Annotated in this window: 11 protein-coding genes and 3 pseudogenes; 11 read left to right on the top strand and 3 right to left on the bottom strand. The window is 61.5% G+C overall.

Features of this window, described 5'->3' with window-relative positions:
• Window positions 1–3: 3 nt before the first annotated feature.
• From ACGI6K_RS12730 to ACGI6K_RS12715, 4 genes are read left to right on the top strand one after another with little or no spacing between them, the layout of a single operon-like run.
• Complete coding sequence (locus tag ACGI6K_RS12730) at window positions 4–1,986, top strand: cellulase family glycosylhydrolase (protein ID WP_376947170.1); 1,983 nt, start codon at window positions 4–6, stop codon at window positions 1,984–1,986.
• A complete protein-coding gene (locus ACGI6K_RS12725) occupies window positions 1,986–3,206 on the top strand; it encodes a hypothetical protein (RefSeq protein WP_376947172.1) in 1,221 nt (406 codons plus the stop codon). The genes ACGI6K_RS12730 and ACGI6K_RS12725 overlap by 1 nt, the downstream gene beginning before the upstream one ends.
• 10 nt (window positions 3,207–3,216) lie before the next feature.
• The gene (locus tag ACGI6K_RS12720; protein ID WP_376947174.1) at window positions 3,217–5,634 is read left to right on the top strand and encodes a glycoside hydrolase family 48 protein; all 2,418 of its coding nucleotides are present in this window, start codon (window positions 3,217–3,219) and stop codon (window positions 5,632–5,634) included.
• A gap of 58 nt (window positions 5,635–5,692) precedes the next feature.
• Window positions 5,693–6,598 carry a hypothetical protein gene (locus tag ACGI6K_RS12715; protein WP_376947176.1) on the top strand — a complete coding sequence of 302 codons (906 nt, stop codon included), beginning with the start codon at window positions 5,693–5,695 and terminating at the stop codon, window positions 6,596–6,598.
• Window positions 6,599–7,122: 524 nt separating this feature from the next.
• Here the strand turns inward: ACGI6K_RS12715 and tnpA are convergent.
• On the bottom strand, window positions 7,123–7,536 hold the full coding sequence (gene tnpA, locus ACGI6K_RS12710) for an IS200/IS605 family transposase (protein WP_377968675.1): 414 nt from the start codon (window positions 7,534–7,536) through the stop codon (window positions 7,123–7,125).
• 22 nt (window positions 7,537–7,558) lie between these two features.
• Between tnpA and ACGI6K_RS12705 the strand changes: the two genes are divergently transcribed.
• The 4 genes from ACGI6K_RS12705 to ACGI6K_RS12690 all read left to right on the top strand — a co-directional run bounded on the left by ACGI6K_RS12705 (window position 7,559) and on the right by ACGI6K_RS12690 (window position 10,308).
• Entirely contained in the window at window positions 7,559–8,770 is a 1,212-nt protein-coding gene (locus ACGI6K_RS12705) for an RNA-guided endonuclease InsQ/TnpB family protein (RefSeq protein WP_377969258.1), read from the top strand.
• A 90-nt stretch (window positions 8,771–8,860) separates the two neighbouring features.
• On the top strand, window positions 8,861–9,292 hold the full coding sequence (locus ACGI6K_RS12700) for a hypothetical protein (protein WP_376942703.1): 432 nt from the start codon (window positions 8,861–8,863) through the stop codon (window positions 9,290–9,292).
• A 93-nt stretch (window positions 9,293–9,385) separates the two neighbouring features.
• On the top strand, window positions 9,386–9,871 hold the full coding sequence (locus tag ACGI6K_RS12695; protein WP_376942701.1) for a hypothetical protein: 486 nt from the start codon (window positions 9,386–9,388) through the stop codon (window positions 9,869–9,871).
• Complete coding sequence (locus ACGI6K_RS12690; RefSeq protein ID WP_376942699.1) at window positions 9,868–10,308, top strand: holin family protein; 441 nt, start codon at window positions 9,868–9,870, stop codon at window positions 10,306–10,308. The genes ACGI6K_RS12695 and ACGI6K_RS12690 overlap by 4 nt, the downstream gene beginning before the upstream one ends.
• A gap of 526 nt (window positions 10,309–10,834) precedes the next feature.
• Here ACGI6K_RS12690 and ACGI6K_RS12685 read toward each other — a convergent pair.
• A pseudogene (locus ACGI6K_RS12685) lies at window positions 10,835–12,139 on the bottom strand (IS1380 family transposase).
• A 232-nt stretch (window positions 12,140–12,371) separates the two neighbouring features.
• Entirely contained in the window at window positions 12,372–13,097 is a 726-nt protein-coding gene (locus ACGI6K_RS12680; RefSeq protein ID WP_376942697.1) for an NAD-dependent epimerase/dehydratase family protein, read from the bottom strand.
• 430 nt (window positions 13,098–13,527) lie between these two features.
• Here ACGI6K_RS12680 and ACGI6K_RS12675 point away from each other — a divergent pair.
• The 3 genes and pseudogenes from ACGI6K_RS12675 to ACGI6K_RS12665 form a co-directional block, all read left to right on the top strand.
• Window positions 13,528–14,041 (top strand): annotated as a pseudogene (locus tag ACGI6K_RS12675) (IS3 family transposase); the annotation flags it as partial.
• Window positions 14,042–14,134: 93 nt separating this feature from the next.
• A pseudogene (locus ACGI6K_RS12670) lies at window positions 14,135–15,219 on the top strand (IS3 family transposase).
• A gap of 339 nt (window positions 15,220–15,558) precedes the next feature.
• Window positions 15,559–15,879: a hypothetical protein gene (locus ACGI6K_RS12665; protein ID WP_376942695.1), complete on the top strand. Its 321-nt coding sequence runs from the start codon at window positions 15,559–15,561 to the stop codon at window positions 15,877–15,879.
• Window positions 15,880–15,907 lie beyond the last annotated feature (28 nt).

Here is a 15,907-nt window from a genome sequence, read left to right as displayed (position 1 = left end):
ATCATGCCGCGCACGGCTGCTGAATACCGGGAGCAGCTGAAAGCGCTGCTCCCGCCTGGGTTCGCCTTCCCGCGCGAGCCCGGTACCCGCCTTGAAGATCTGCTCGATGGTATGGCACAGGAGTTGGCCCGCATTGATGCGCGCGGTGAACGGTTGATCATCGAGGCGAATCCGCTCAGCACCAGCGAATTGCTGGCCGACTGGGAGCGCGTCGCGGGGCTGCCGGACAACTGCGCCGGCACGCTCGAAACGACCCTGCAGGGGCGTCGCAACGCTTTGATATCGAAGCTCACAGCCACCGGCGGCCAGAGCCCGGCCTACTTCATCGAGGTGGCACGAGTACTCGGCTTCGACGTCACCCTCAGCGAATTCCGCCCCTTCCGCGCCGGCCGATCGCGCGCCGGTGACCCGCTGACAAATGGCGACTGGGTTCATACTTGGCGGGTCAACGCGCACGCGACGACGATCATCGAGTTCCGCGCCGGGAACTCCGCCGCAGGTGAGCCGCTGCGGTCCTGGGGCAATGACATTCTCGAGTGCAAGCTCAATCAGCTGAAGCCTGCACATACGATCGTGCTCTACGGCTATGGCTATGGCATCACGCTGTCGGTGAGCGACGCCACGTTGATCGACGACAGCCTGCCAGAGCTGTCGGTGAGCGATGCCACGTTGATCAATGACAACGTGCTAGAGCTGTCGGTGGGCGATGCCACGTTGATCAATGACAACGTGCCAGAGCTGTCGGTGAGCGATGCCACGGTTGACGATCCCGAAGAAGAACCTGTCGCGCCGGGTGCCTTGATGACATCCGGGGCTCAGCTCCTCGATGTCGCCAGTGGCACGCAGGTACAGCTCAAATCGGTCAACTGGTTCGGCGCCGAGGGGACCAACCACACGCCGCACGGCACCTGGGCCAGGCGCTATACCGACATTCTCGACCAGGTCGCGAGTTGGGGCTTCAACTGCCTGCGCATTCCGTTTTCGGGCGATATCGTCGGCGCGACTCCGCCGCCGACCGCGTTCGATGCGGATCTCAACCCGGAGTTCGTCGGTTTGTCCGCCCTAGACATCCTCGACCTGATCGTCGATTACGCTGCCGGCAAGGGGCTGTACGTGGTGCTCGACCACCACCGGCGTCACGCCGGCAATGGTGCCGATGGCGCTCCAACCGATGCCGGCTATAGCGAAGCGGCGTGGCACGCCACCTGGACCGCGATGGCCCAGCGCTATGGCAGCGTGGCCAACGTGGTCGGCGCCGACCTGCACAACGAACCGCACGAGCTGACCTGGGACGCCTGGGCGACCCTGGCCGAAGCCTGCGGCAACGCCATCCATGTTGTAGCGCCGCACTGGTTGATCATGGTCGAGGGCGTCGGTGCGATCGGCGACGACCACTACTGGTGGGGCGGCCAACTCGCTGGCGTGGCCAGCCGGCCGGTGGTCCTGGCCCAGGCCAACCGCTTGGTCTACTCGCCGCACGAGTACGGGCAGTCCGTCGGCTCGCAGACCTGGCTGGCCTACGACGGCCAGACGCCGCCGGCCAACTGGCCGCTGAACCTGTATGGGGTCTGGCACGACCATTGGGGATTCATCGCCGAGCAGGGGATCGCGCCGATCTGGATCGGCGAGTTCGGCGGACATTACGGACTGGACGGCGGCGGCAACCTGACCAAGCCCCATGCGGCTTACGAGACCCAGTGGACCCAGGAGCTGGTCAAGTACCTCGGCGGCGATTTCGATGGCGATGGTCAGCGTGATCTGCCCAGCAGCCAGACCGGCCTGTCCTTCGCCTACTGGTCGCTCAATCCTAACTCGGGCGACACCGGTGGGCTGCTCCAGGACGATTGGACCACGCAGCAGCAACCCAAGCTGGCCCTGCTCGAGCCCTTGCTCACCGCTCCAACACCAACCACGGGCGAAGCCCTGGTCGACGACGATAACGAACCGCTCGTCGACGACGACGACACCCCGCTTGAGGACGATTGATGGCACGCAAGACTAGTGCGTTCGGCGCGGCCAGCGCAGTAACCGAAACAACAGAATTCCTGGTACGCGAGGGCGGCAACAAGCGCCTGTCCAGATCCACGCTGCAGACGTTTATCGAATCGCTTCTGCCGGCTGCGGGCGAGGACGGCCGCGAGGTCGAGCTTCAGGCCAGCGCAACCCATATCCAGTGGCGCTACACGGGGGGCTCGGCTTGGGCCAACCTTGTCGCTCTGTCGGCGATCACTGGTGAGGGCGGTACCGATGGTCGCGAGGTCCAGCTACAGAGGACTGCGACCCACATCCAGTGGCGTTATGCAGGAGAGGTGACATGGACGGACCTCGTCGCTCTGGCCGACCTCACGGGACCGGCCGGCACCGGCCTGACCAATCGCGGCGCGTGGGTGTCCGGCGCGGACTACTCCGCCGGTGACTATGTGTTTGCAGTCGGCACGAACGGCAACAGCATGTTCATCTGCCAGTCCGCTGAGACGTTCACCTCGACCACCGAGCCGCTCAGCGACAGCTCGAGCTGGGTGGAATTCACCGCCCCGGCCGGTGCGGATGGCCGTGAGATCGAGTTGCAGGCCAGCGGTACAGCTATCCAGTGGCGCTACAGTGGTGGCAGCACCTGGACGGACCTAGTGCCGCTGTCGGAGCTGAAGGGGGCCGATGGCGTCGGCATTCCGACCGGCGGTATGGCCGGCCAATTTCTGGCGAAGGCCTCGCCTGAAGACCATGACGCGGAGTGGGTCGATGCGCCGCCTGGCGGCGGTTCCTCAACCCTGATCGGTATGTTGGCCGCCAACAGCGCGAACCAGGCAACCACAATTGCCGAACTGGTCAACGTCACAGTCGAAACCGGCAAGGTTTATCAGTTCCGATTCCTCGCCGAGGTCAAGCCTACATCCACCTCGATCGGTTTGAAGTGGGGCTTCACGGGCTCATTCGGCTCCCAGTTCATTCAGGCCCTGGCGAGCTATCGGGAAAGCGCATCCGGGTCGACCCAGAAAGCCCTGCGCGCCAAGGCGGACATCGCGACCTTTGCCAGCTCGGAGGCTGGCAATGATGGAAACCTGATTGAAATTAAGGGGCTAGTGCACGTTATCACAGGCGGCACCTTTGGCATCGGCTATGCGGTCAGCACCCAATACGACTACGCCGGCATCACGCGCGGCGCTTCCCTGGTGCTCGAACCCATCGGCGCCGTTTCCCTGACTTGAGGACCTGAATATGGCTCGCAACGCTGTTTTTGTCGTCACGCTGTCGGCTGCCTCGACGCAGACGGTCACCGTCAACTACGAAACCGTGCCCGACACGGCCATGCCGCCGGAGGATTTCACCGCCACCAGCGGCACCCTGACGTTTGCGCCAGGGCAAACCAGCAAGACGGTTACAGTGCCGGTTCGCACATCAGACGCTGGCCAGCCGCAGGAGACGTTCAGTCTGGTCCTGAGCGACCCGGTCGATGCCACGATTGCCGATGGTTCCGGGCTCTGTACGCTGCCGGGTGACGTGGTGGTCGATGTCTACCTCGACCGCTTCAACATCCTGTATACCGCACTGCACGAACCCGCCAACGGCTATTTCGGTCCGCCCAGTGGCGCGAAGGCCCGCACGATCCCCTATCACTGCCCGGAAACCCTGATCAACGAAGCCCCTGACTACGGGCACGAGTCCGTCTCCGAGACGGCCTCGTTCTGGGTCGGGCTGGAGGCCTGGAAAGGGGCGCTGTCGAACGACTGGAGCGGCTACGCGGCGGCCTGGAGTTCGATCGAGGCGAACTACATCCCCAGCGCGGCCAACCAGCCGACCGGCGCCTACACGCCCGGCAGTCCAGCCACCTACCAACCCGAGGGTGATTTGCCCAGCGCCTACCCGACGCTGCCCAATACCGGCGCGCCGGTGGGTGTCGATCCGCTCTATGCCGAGCTGCAGACCACCTACGGCAATGGCCGCATGTACCTCATGCACTGGCTGATCGATGTCGATGGCGTATACGGCTATCACAATGGCGACGGGGGTGAGACAGGCGTCTACATCAACAACTACTCGCGGGGTCTACAGGAATCCTCGTTCGAGACCGTGACCCATCCTTCCTGGGAGGATTTCAGTTTCGGCAGTGCCTACGGCTACCTGCCATTGTTCAACAAGAATCAGCCTATTTATCCGGAGGCTCCGTTCAAGTACGGGCCGCAGTGGCGTTATACCGCGGCGCCGGACGCCGAAGCACGGGTCGTCCAGCATGCCTACTGGGCACACAAGTTCGCGGCGGCGGCTGGCTCGGCATCGAGCGTGGCCACGCAGGACGCCAAGGCGAAGAAAATGGGCGATTACCTGCGCTATGCGCTGTTCGACAAGTACTACCGCAAGATTGGCGATTACACCGAGGCAGCCACGTCCGATGCCCCGTATGACTCCTGCCACTACCTGGTGAGCTGGTACGCCTCCTGGGGCGGCGAGATCCCGGCCACGGTCGGCGCGGAGCCGACCTGGGGCTTCCGGATCGGCAGCTCGGAAGCCCACCAGGGTTATCAGGCGCCCGACATCGCCTATTTCATGGCCACCGGCGGGGGCGGCTACACCCCGCAATCGCCGTCGGCCGGCGATATCTGGCTGGGTTCGCTGTACCGCCAGATCGAGATGCTGCGCTGGCTGCAGTCGCCAGAGGGCCCCATTGCCGGCGGCGTGTCCAACTCTTGGAAGGGGCGGTACGAGACGCCGACCGATGGCCGCCAGACCGCCAGGTTTTACGGCATGTTCTATACCTATGCGCCAGTCTGGCACGACCCGCCCAGCAACAACTGGTTCGGCTTCCAGGTCTGGGGATTGCAGCGCTCCGCCGATCTGCTGCTGGAGGTTGCCGACAAGACCAGTGCGTTGGCCGTTGAGATCCGCCCGAACCTGGAAATCCTCCTGGACCGCTTCATCAACTGGACGCTTGACCACGCCACGCTGACCGAAGGGGGCAGCTACTCGCTACCCTCGACTCTGTCCTGGGTATCTGCGACCAAGGTGTCCGGTCAGACGGCTACTGCGCCGAACCTTGAGGGCGTCTACGAATACCTGCCCACCCTCGACTGGGACGGTACCGGCAGCTACGCCGCCTTCTGGAGTGCCTCGACCGTTCCGAACCCGAGTCTGCACTGCTCGGTCGTCGAGTCCGGCGTGGATCTTGGCGTCGCGGCCTCGCTCTCGCGCCTGCTGATCGAGTATGCCGAGGCCAAGCGGCGGATGGGCAAGTTCACCACGGCGATTCCAGGCGGCAGCCATACCGCCCAGGACTGCTACACCCTGGCCCGTGAACTGCTGGACCGCACCTGGACGTTGTTCAAGGACAGCAAGGGGCTCACGCGCGAAGAGGACCGCGCCGACTACACCCGCTTCGCCGATCCGGCCTACGTGCCCGCGACATTCAGCGGGACGATGCCCAACGGCGATGCCATTGCCGCCGGCGCCACCTTCATCTCGATCCGCTCGTTCATGGAGGACGACCCGGATTGGCCGCAGATCCAGGCCTATCTCGCCGACCCGACGCCGGAAAACGTGCCGACGTTCACGTATCACCGCTTCTGGGCGCAGGCCGAGTACGCCATGGCGTGCGCGGCCATGCACCACTATTTCGGAGATCTGGTCGGGGCCGTTGCATAAGTCGACACCCATTTCATAGGCGCTTGGCGCAGATGATTTCAACACGTGAGGTAGAGGAATGCATCGCATAGACGTCCCGTCGGCGACGGAGAACAGCCAATTCACAGAGGGATCGCCGGTAGGCGGGGTCCCGGCGACGACGGTATCGGCTGCCTGGCTGAACGACGTACAGGAGGAACTGATCAGCATCTTGGTGGCCGCCAACATCGCACCGGTCAAGGGGCAGCAGAATCAGGTCCTGCAGGCGCTCCAGGGGCTGATCGCCGCGGGGCAGCAGAGTAACGCGGGCCAAGTAGCATGGTTCGCCGTCAAGACAGCGCCGGCCGGCTACCTGAAGTGCAACGGCCTGACGATCGGCAAGCCGGGCTCCGGGGCCACTGCCCGGGAGAACGCCGACGTCCTCGCCCTGTACGTCGCGCTCTGGAACGACTGGAGCAATGACATCTTGGCGATTCAGACTTCTGGCGGCGCGCCTACCGGGCGAGGTCCATCCGCCCAGGCGGACTGGGATGCGCTCAAGCGTCTGCCGCTACCCGAAATCCGTGGCGAGGGGATTCGCGCCTGGGATGATGGCCGCGGCGTGGATGCGGGCCGGCAATTCGGCTCATGGCAGAGCGGGCAGATAGAAAGCCACAGCCACAACGCATCGTCCGGCGGCGCCGGGACGCACAGCCATTCAGGCTCCGCTGCGGAAGCCGGCTCGCACAACCACCTGGAGGGGCACAGTATCAAGAGCGACATGGTCGCGCAGTACGGCACGGGAGGGGTCGCGGCCTCCGGCTCCGAGCGCACAGGCTCAAATCAAATCGGGCAGGCTTACACGTCGACCGATGGAGTCCACAGTCACAGCCTGACGATCCTCGCCGCCGGCGACCACTCGCACACAATCAGCGTCGGCAATACCGGCGGCAATGAAACACGAATGCGCAACATCGCACTGAGTGCGTTCATTCGGTACCTGTAGTCGCGCCACTCCTGAAAGCCAATCCCTAGCAACCTGAATGCCCCCAAGCCCGCCCTGTGCGGGTTTTTTCGTTTAGGGCCGACGCTTCTCTGCGCTGCGGCCTGATGCGCTCGACAAGATCGAGGCGCTTGGCGGCCTTGATCACGAAGCTGTTTTCGAGCATGCCTTTGGTGCCCACTTCGAGCTGAGCGTTGCCGAGGAGACGATGCGGCTACTGAAAGCCTCGCTTGCCTCAAGGGGCATTGAGATCTAACCCAACCGGCCGAGGACGACCACTCTCAAGCAAAAACCCGGCGCTAGGCCGGGTCTTTGTGCTGGCGTTTTGGTACTCTCCCGGCATTTCAGCTTGGAGAGTGACGTATGCGAGGGCTGGTAGTTTTAGGGATAGTGGCGAATCTGGCTGGATGCGTTTCGCACAACTACAGCAACCCCGCTACCGAAAAGGCTATTGCTGACCCGGTGCGCGGCAAGCCTCGCCCTTCAGGGCGGTGAAGGATAGCGCGGACGGCGTAGCCGTCCTTGGGTCAGTGCGGCGTCTGCTGCTGTTCGATGTACTGGCGCACGATGGAGATCGGTGCGCCGCCACAAGATGAGGCGAAGTAGGACGGCGACCACAGCACGCCCTTCCAGTAGCGTTTCTGGATGTCGGGCCGTTCCTTGCGCAGCAGGCGGCTGGAAACGCCTTTGAGGCTGTTCACCAGACTGGACACGGCCACCTTCGGTGGGTATTCCACCAACAGGTGAACGTGATCGTCCTCGCCGTCCATCTCGATCAGGCTGGCCTCGAAGTCGGCGCAGACCTTGGCAAAGATGGTACGCAACCGCTCGATGGCATCGCCATCGAACACGCTGCGACGGTATTTCGCCACAAAGACCAAATGGACGTGCATCTTGAAAACGCAGTGCCGCCCGTGCCGTATATCGTTGTCATCGCTCATAGACCAAGAGTATGATTGGGTAATGCAACGCCTTCAAGCCTTCAAATTTGAACTCAGGCCAGACGGCCAGCAGGAGCGGCAAATGCGCCGCTTCGCTGGCTCGTGCCGGTTCGTGTTCAACAAGGCGCTGGCGTTGCAGCAGGAGCGCCACGAGCACGGCGAGAAGAAGCTCGGCTATGCCGGGCTGTGCAAGCGGCTCACGGAATGGCGGCATGATCCGGAGACGGCATGGCTGGCGGATGCGCCGGTTCATCCGTTGCAACAGGCGCTCAAGGATCTGGAGCGGGCCTACGCCAACTTCTTCGCCCAGCGGGCCGACTTCCCGCGTTTCAAGAAGAAGGGGCGGTCCGACAGTTTCCGCTACCCCGACCCGAAACAGATCAAGCTCGACCAGACCAACAGCCGAATCTTCCTGCCCAAGCTCGGCTGGCTGCGTTATCGCAACAGCCGGGACGTGCTGGGGACAGTGAAGAACGTCACCGTCAGCCAGTCCTGCGGCAAGTGGTTCGTGTCGGTCCAGAGCGAGCGCGAGGTTGCGCAGCCCATCCCGAACGGTGGCGCGGTCGGTATCGACCTGGGCGTGGCGCGGTTTGCCACCCTGTCGGATGGCACGTTCCATGCCCCGCTCCACAGTTTCAAGCGACACGAGACGGCCCTGCGCAAGGCGCAGCAGGCGATGGGCCGCAAAACCCAATTCAGCAACAACTGGAAGAAGGCGAAGGGCCGCGTCCAGAAGATTCACTCGCGCATCGGCAACGCCCGCCGCGATTACCTGCACAAAGCCTCAACGACTATCAGCCAAAACCACGCGATGGTGTGTATCGAGGACTTGCAGGTGCGGAACATGTCCAGATCGGCGGCAGGCAATACCGAGAAGCCGGGGAGAAATGTTCGGGCCAAGTCCGGCCTGAACAAATCCATCCTCGATCAGGGCTGGTTCGAGTTCCGCCGTCAACTGGACTACAAGCTGGCATGGAACGGCGGCTGGCTCGTTGCCGTGCCGCCACGGAACACGAGCCGCACCTGTCCGTGCTGCGGGCATGTGTCGGCGGACAACCGCCAGACGCAAGCCAGGTTCGAGTGTGTGGCATGCGGTTTCGAGGAAAACGCCGATGTGGTCGGCGCGCTCAATGTGCTAAGGGCGGGACACGCCCGGTTCGCCTGTGAAGTGAGTGGTGCGGTAATGCCGCCAGCAGCAGGAACCCACCGAGGTGAGTCGGCCCGGGTGGGCTGAACACGGTAGGAATCCCCTTCCTTTCCGCCCTTCGGGCGGCGAGCGTCAGCGAGAGGGAGGGGAGGATGTCAACTGTATAAGGAAGGATATGTGAGCCCTTCGTATACATATGGGGATAAATTTCTGAAAAAAAACGATAAAGCCGATGAAAACGGTGCGCCTTCTGAGCTTTCTTATAAGAAAGCTTACGTAGGCAAGCAGTCAGAACTTGCCAACGCCACGCTAGATTTAAACGATGATTCTACAGAGAAGGTAGTTGCTATGAATGATCAAACAGAAATTCCTAGTAGTTCCCTGAGCTGTGATCTAGTTGGAGACTTGGCAAAAGCTGTAATGAATAATCGGCAGATTGGAACTTCAGCGCAGCGGGTAATTGAACTTGGTGGCGGAAGCGAGCTGATGAAGCTGTTAGTAATTATGGCTTATGAAAGTCCTGCTTATTCGGTTATAGACAATCAGGAGCGGGCTGCAGTCGAATTTCAAAGCAAAATATATTTAATGTGTATAAAAGGGCGAAAGTAACGCCGCAAGTAACTGTTAATTCCGCTCCAGCGGGTTTTTTATTCGCTGACGCCCGGCCCTGTGCCGGGCTTTTTTATGCCCGGAGGAAACCCTGTGAGTCTTTCCGAGATCCGCGCCGCAGCCATTGCCCCGGCGCTCGCGCTGCTGCCGGGGCGGATGAATAGCCCCCAGGCCGAGGCCATGCTGCTGGCCATCGGATTGCAGGAGTCCGCGTTCCGCCACCGCCACCAGATCGGCGGACCCGCCCATGGCTACTGGATGTTCGAGCGTGCCGGCGTGCTCGGCGTGCTAGTGCATCCGCAGAGTCGTCCGCATGCCCTGGCAGTCTGCGAGGCGCGTGGCGTCGAGGCGTCGGCCAGTGCCGCCCATGCCGCCCTGAAGCACGACGATGTGCTGGCCGCCGGCATTGCCCGCCTACTACTGTGGACCGATCCGGCACCGCTGCCGGCGGTTGGCGAGATGGCCAGAAGCTGGGACCTGTATGTCCGGACGTGGCGGCCCGGCAAGCCGCACCGGAACCGCTGGGATGCCTGCTATGCGCAGGCCATGGATGCACTGGCCGGGGAGCTGCTGGCATGAGCCTGCTGTCCGCCGCCACGGCACTGCTGCCGACGATTTCGGGGCTGCTCGATCGCGTCATCCCCGACCCGCAAGCCAAGGCCCAAGCGCAGATCGAGTTGCTCAGGCTCCAGCAGGACGGGGCGTTCAGGGAGCTGGACGCGGCGCTGCAGACGAGCCTCGCACAGGCGAAGATTAACGAGATCGAGGCGGCGAGCCAGTCCGCATTCAAGTCGGGTTGGCGGCCGCTGGCCGGCTATGTCTGCGTGGGCGGGCTGGCCTACGAGTTCCTGCTGCGCCCGCTGTTGCCCTGGGTGCTGACGGTGGCCGGCGTGCAGGACGTGCCGCCGCTGCCGTCGCTCGACGACGTGCTCTTCGAACTGCTGTTCGGGATGCTCGGCCTCGGGACGCTGCGAACGCTGGAACGGCGGCAGCGAGTGAGTGCTTTGTCGAAGTAGGGGATTTTGGTGCCCGGACGGGCGAGGAGGGAGGCGCTTAGCCTGCTTGGGAACACGAAATCCATGCGCAAAACCTCCTCTGGAGGCCGCATTCTTCCGTTTGCAAAAACGCCGAAAAATCTATATTTTGCACTCCATGAATTCGAGCTTTTCCATTGAAAATCATTATGTTGCGAGTCTTTCGCTCGCTGCATGGGGTGCAAGGGGTCGAGTGTTCGAATCACTCCGTCCCGACCAAAAAATATAGGAAATCCAGCCACTTAGCGGTGGCTGGATTTTTTTATGTGCAATGGTTTTTGCGAGTGTCCCAAATTTGCCCACTTTTTGCCCCACCTGTGTTTTTAAGGGGCCAAAGAGCTCTTTAGCCCGGATTTCTCATGAAGTTGGCAGGTGTGGCCGGTGAAGCCTCGGTGTACCAACAACCTGCTTTCCATCGCTCAAGGTTGAGCGTTTTTTATTCAATTCCTGCGTATTAGACGCACCAACCCCTTCCCCCCATTGCGCCGGGCCGGGGGCGCCCGCCTGTTCAGGTCGGCTTGAGGCGGGCAACCAGCCCCGCAAAGAGTTCCTGATGCGCATAGGCCTCGCTGATCAGGACACGGATGCGCCGACTGTTGCGAATGATCACCGCGCCGATCTTGAGCAGTTTCAAGCGCAGGTTATGGATGCTCATGCGCACCAACGCGGTGCCCTGGAGATGATCGCGCAGGCGTTCGAACAGCACATAGGCAAAGGCCGACAGCATCAGCCGCCACTGGTTGGTCTACCAGCGCGGGCTGGAGGTGCGGTCGGCGAACAGATCCAGCTGTTGGTCCTTGATGCGATTCTCCATGTCGCCACGGCCGCAGGAGTCTTCGTAGTAGTGCCGGGCGGCATCCTCGGCAAAGCGGGACACGACGATGAAGCGTGGATTGGCCCCCTGCTCGCCATGTTCCAGGCGCGACACGACCAGGCGACGCTTGCGCCAACTACCGGCCTGATAGAGGAATCGATACACGCCGGACATCTTCTGCCCGGTTGCCTGGTGGGCCTCGGCGACTGCTTGCATGGCTGGCGCCGCCATCCGCTGCAGGCGGGTGTTGCGGGCCAGGCCCAGCACATAATCCACCTGCTGGCAGTCACACCAGTCGAGCAGGCGATGCCGGCAAAAACCGCCGTCACCGTGGAGCACGATGCGGGTCTCTGACCAGAAGCGGCGAATGAACTTGACCAGCAGTGCGAGGATGGCCCAACTGTGTCGGGCACCATCGCTGTTGCTCGGGCGCAAATAGCTCACCAGCAGATGGCGACCACAGAACACATAGAGCGGCAGGAAGCAGTAGTGGTCGTAATAGCCATGAAAGAAGCGGCCTTCCTGATCGCCATGCACCGGCATATCGGTCGCATCGAAGTCGAGCACGATCTCGGCCGGTGGCTGGGCATGCTGGGCGATGAAGTGCTCCTACAGCAGGCGATGGGCTTGCACCACCGTTTCGCGATCGGCTTGCTACTCGAGGCGCCCCAGGGTGGACTTGCCGGCCAGCGGTTGCAGGCGGTTGAGCGCAGTCTGCAGCGCGTAGTCATGGCGCAGGCCGTCATGATCGTTGAGGTCCTCGTAGCCGGCGGCCAGTGCGTAGATGCGTTGGGCAAGCAGCATCGACAAGGGGTGCTGGATACGGCCAGGATCACGTCGATCGGGAACGATCCTGGCCAGGTGGCGGGTCAAGCCATGTTGCCGGTCGACCTCGCGCAGCAGCAGCAAGCCCGCATCCGAGGTGATGTGACCCCCGGAGAAAGAGGCCTCGACGAGGCGGCGAGAGAGAGGCGAAAAGTGGAGTTTTTCTGGTAGCATTTTGCGTGCGGCTGAAGACTTATGGGGCTCTGTTTGGCGACAAGAATCATAAGGCTTTCAGCCGTTTCTGTTTATGCGGTCATGAGAAATCCGGGTTAGGTAACTCATGAAAAACATTGTCCAACGAGTTCATAACACTTTCCTGTGCGAAAGTTGCCCTCTATTGAGGTTTGCAGACAAGCGACTTGAGATAGAAAGCCTGCCTTTGTGCAAGTAGCCACGGTGGCAGACATCAAGCCTGCAGGGTAGGAGACCAGCCCAATATGCGCTTAGCTTTCTCGTTACTGACGGTCGGGTTGTCCTGAGTGATATTGAAAATACCACTTTGCTCCGTCTGCAACGCCAGCAGTGCGGCGCGCGCAGCGGCTTGTACGTGCACAGGGCTAGTGCCGTTCGGCTCGTCGGTGCCAGTGTCAGGCCCGTACAACTGGCCATAGCGCAAGACGGTTCCGTTCAATGTAGGCTCGCCCAGCACTTGCTGTTCCAAGGCCGCCACACCACCCACGCTTACGCCACGGCTGCCTTGTGCCTCCACGTCCAGAGGATGGGTTTCCAGGTAAGGCGTGTCGCCTGGACGATAGGCCCAGGCGATGCTTTGAGCTATCAGGCGGACGGCGCCAGCAGCTCGAGCGGCGGCTACCAGATTACGCGTCCCTTCTGTACGGATACGTGCGTTGTTCTCGACCGCTTTTGCCATCAAGTCAGGACTCAAGCCACGAGGCAGATCTGTCAGTTGATGAATAACAGCCCATGGCTTTATGCGGACCAACACTTCTTTTAAACGCTCGGCGTCATAGACATCGACCACCACCGCCGTAGCACCTGTGGCTTCAATGTCCTTCAGTTTTTCGGGGCGACGGGTAGCGCCATACACGCTGTAGTCCGCGGCGACCAGGAGTTTCAGCAGGGCTTTGCCGATTACACCGGATGCGCCGGCTACGAATATTTTACGCGACATTGCACGTGTCTCCTTGCGATTTCATTGGAAAGGAAGCAGGCCACTGGCCGGGACTTCGCTCCAGCATCTTAGCCGCTGCCCTTAATTCCCCTAGGGGCCAAAAAACACGAAATAGACCATGACAAGAAGGCTGTGTCCTGGAGCGCTAAGTGTAGTGGTCTAATTCTCGTAGACACTTCGATAGGGGATGATCATCCCCAACGAGGATCTGAAAGCCATGACATGAACCGCCCCGGGTTTCCCGGAGGCTCCAACTCTTGAGAGGATGGAGGCATGAAGACAGCAACGAAGTATTCCCCTGAAGTCCGGCAGCAGGCGGTTCGTATGGTGCTCGAGCATCAGGACGAGCACGAGTCGCAGTGGGCGGCGATCCATTCCATCGCGGCGAAGATCGCTTGCACGGCTGAAACGCTGTGCCGCTGGGTAAGGCAGGCCGAATGCATTGTGGGTATCGGCTTTCACCTATGTGTCGACCTGGCAGGGCTTCGTCTACGCGGCCTTCGTTATCGAGGTCTTCGCCCAGCGGATCGTCGGCTGGAAGGTCTCCGGTTCGGCACGTACCGACTTCATGCTGGATGCCCTGGAGCAGGCGCTGTATGCCCGTCATCCGGTATAGGGCGGGCTGATCCATCACAGTGATAGAGGGGTGCAGTCTGTCTCGATCGCTACACCGAGTGCCTGGCCGAAGCCGGGATCGAGCCGTCGGTGGGCAGCGTGGGCGACTCCTATGACAATGCCTTGGCCGAGACCATCAACGGACTCTACAAGGCCGAAGTGATTCATCGCCAGTCCTGGAAGAACCGCGAGGCCGTGGAACTGGCCACGCTGACCTGGGTGGACTGCTACAACCACCGTCACTGCTGGAACCGATCGGCAACATCCCGCCGGCGGAAGCTGAAGCGGCGTATTATCGACAACTCGACGAGTCAGCCCTGGCGGCATGACTCACACGAACGAGCCTCCGAGATTCCCGGGGCGGTTCAACATCACGTATCCGTAGACGCTTCGACACCGCCTTCAAACTGCAGGTGGTGCAGATGATCAGAGACCAAGGCCTGAGCGTGGCGCAGGTCTGCCATGATTTGGATCTAGTGGACAGTGCGGTCCGCCGCTGGCTGGCCCAGTACGACGCCGAGCAGGCGGGTTAGCCCGGCCAGGGCAAGCCGTTGACCGCAGAGCAACGACGCATTCGGGAGTTGGAGCGGGAAAATCAGCGGCTACGCGAGGATGTATCGATCCTAAAAAAAGCATCGGCCTTCTTCGCCCGGGCACTGAAGTGATCCAGCAGATGATCGATCAGTGGCAGGAGAAGGTCGAAACGTCCCGACTGTGTCGGCTTTTGGGCGTGAGTCGCTCGGGCGTGTATGCCGCACGCCATCGCTGGCGAGCCGCACGGGCCTGCCCCCTTAGCGCCCCGTTGCAGGTTGCCTTCCAGGCCAGTGGTGGCAACATGGTAGTCGCCGGCTGAGTGCGAGCCTGAAGGCCCTGGGCCTGCGTGCGGGTCGTCACCGCGTGCGACGCCTGATGAAGCAGCACGGCCTGAAGGCGCTGGAAGCGTAAGTTCGTCCATACCACCGACAGCCGACATGAGTGGCCGATAGCCGACAACCTCCTGGCTCGACGCTTTAACCAGCAAGCCCTTGACCAGGGGTGGGTAGCCGATATCACCTACATCCGTACCGAGCGCGGCTGGCTGTACCTGGCGGCCGTGCTGGACCTGTACTCACGCAAGATCGTGGGTTGGGCGATGGCTCCGAACATGCCCGCCGAGCTGGTCTGCACGGCGCTGCAAATGGCCATCTCGCTACGCCAGCCCAAGCCTGGGCTGATCGTGCACACCGACCGTGGTAGCCAGTATGCCAGCCAGGCCCACCGTGACTTACTGACTCGCCATGGCCTGGTCGCCAGCATGAGCCGCAAGGGAAACTGCTGGGATAACGCCGTCATGGAGCGGTTCTTCCTGAACCTGAAGATGGAAAGGGTCTGGCAGCGCTGCTACGCCAATCCGGCCGAGGCCGTTGCCGACATCACTCATTACATCGTCGCCTTCTACAACACCCACCGGCTGCACTCCACCCTCGGCTATCGATCGCCAGCCGACTACGAAAAGGCCACTACCTGAAATCCCCTATCTCGGTGCCCACCAAAACTTGACCACGACAAAGTCCACCCGACTCTGTGTCAGAGCAACTTTCTTGTCGTGTTCGAGTTGTCAAATCTTGTCCCTTAAATAGGTGAGGGGATCGGTCTAAATTCGCTTCACTCGACACACGTTGCAGCCTGATCAAAGCGTTGGCTGGTGTTTTAGCCCTGAGTGAGAAGCTGACATGCCCTCATACCCGTCATGGAAATTAGCCCTGTTATCTGCTCGTGTTGCATTGGCTAGCGCCTTTATCTCGGCTGTTTTGATCGGCTGGGGTTGTGGGGCCCAATGGGTTAGCCCGGCGTGTCGTGGGGCAGCATGCAAGGCTTTTATCCGCACGTGGCCAAGTTGGCACCCTGGGCGCCTGGCATGACGGTGCCAGCGTTGGCTTGGTTCATCAACATTCTGGAGGCGGTGCTTGGCGTTCTCCTCCTGGCAGGTGTTCAGCTTCGACGGACTGCTTGGGCCAGCGGTGTTCTGTTACTGCTGTTCGCCGTCAGCATGGCAGTGTTTCAAAGCTTGAAGCTGGCTTTCAACTTTAGCGTCCTGACCTGCAGCGCCTGCGCTTTCCTCGTCTGCTTGGCCGCCGACACACCACGCATCGTCGAACCGGATGCTGTACGCCGCACACACGTTTGAGATTTTCCACTTCACACGAGAGATCCAA

Origin of the sequence: Azorhizophilus paspali (assembly GCF_043587585.2) — a bacterium.
In the GTDB taxonomy this organism is placed as follows: domain Bacteria; phylum Pseudomonadota; class Gammaproteobacteria; order Pseudomonadales; family Pseudomonadaceae; genus Azotobacter; species Azotobacter paspali.
This window is presented reverse-complemented; position numbering and strand designations above follow the sequence as displayed.

Bases quoted from the DNA above. Each gene is read 5' to 3' on its own strand.
- tnpA (WP_377968675.1), bottom strand. From the start codon at position 7,536: ATGAGCGATGACAACGATATACGGCACGGGCGGCACTGCGTTTTCAAG.
- ACGI6K_RS12720 (WP_376947174.1), top strand. From the start codon at position 3,217: ATGGCTCGCAACGCTGTTTTTGTCGTCACGCTGTCGGCTGCCTCGACG.
- ACGI6K_RS12690 (WP_376942699.1), top strand. From the start codon at position 9,868: ATGAGCCTGCTGTCCGCCGCCACGGCACTGCTGCCGACGATTTCGGGG.
- ACGI6K_RS12725 (WP_376947172.1), top strand. From the start codon at position 1,986: ATGGCACGCAAGACTAGTGCGTTCGGCGCGGCCAGCGCAGTAACCGAA.
- ACGI6K_RS12715 (WP_376947176.1), top strand. From the start codon at position 5,693: ATGCATCGCATAGACGTCCCGTCGGCGACGGAGAACAGCCAATTCACA.
- ACGI6K_RS12705 (WP_377969258.1), top strand. From the start codon at position 7,559: ATGCAACGCCTTCAAGCCTTCAAATTTGAACTCAGGCCAGACGGCCAG.
- ACGI6K_RS12680 (WP_376942697.1), bottom strand. From the start codon at position 13,097: ATGTCGCGTAAAATATTCGTAGCCGGCGCATCCGGTGTAATCGGCAAA.
- ACGI6K_RS12730 (WP_376947170.1), top strand. From the start codon at position 4: ATGCCGCGCACGGCTGCTGAATACCGGGAGCAGCTGAAAGCGCTGCTC.
- ACGI6K_RS12665 (WP_376942695.1), top strand. From the start codon at position 15,559: ATGCAAGGCTTTTATCCGCACGTGGCCAAGTTGGCACCCTGGGCGCCT.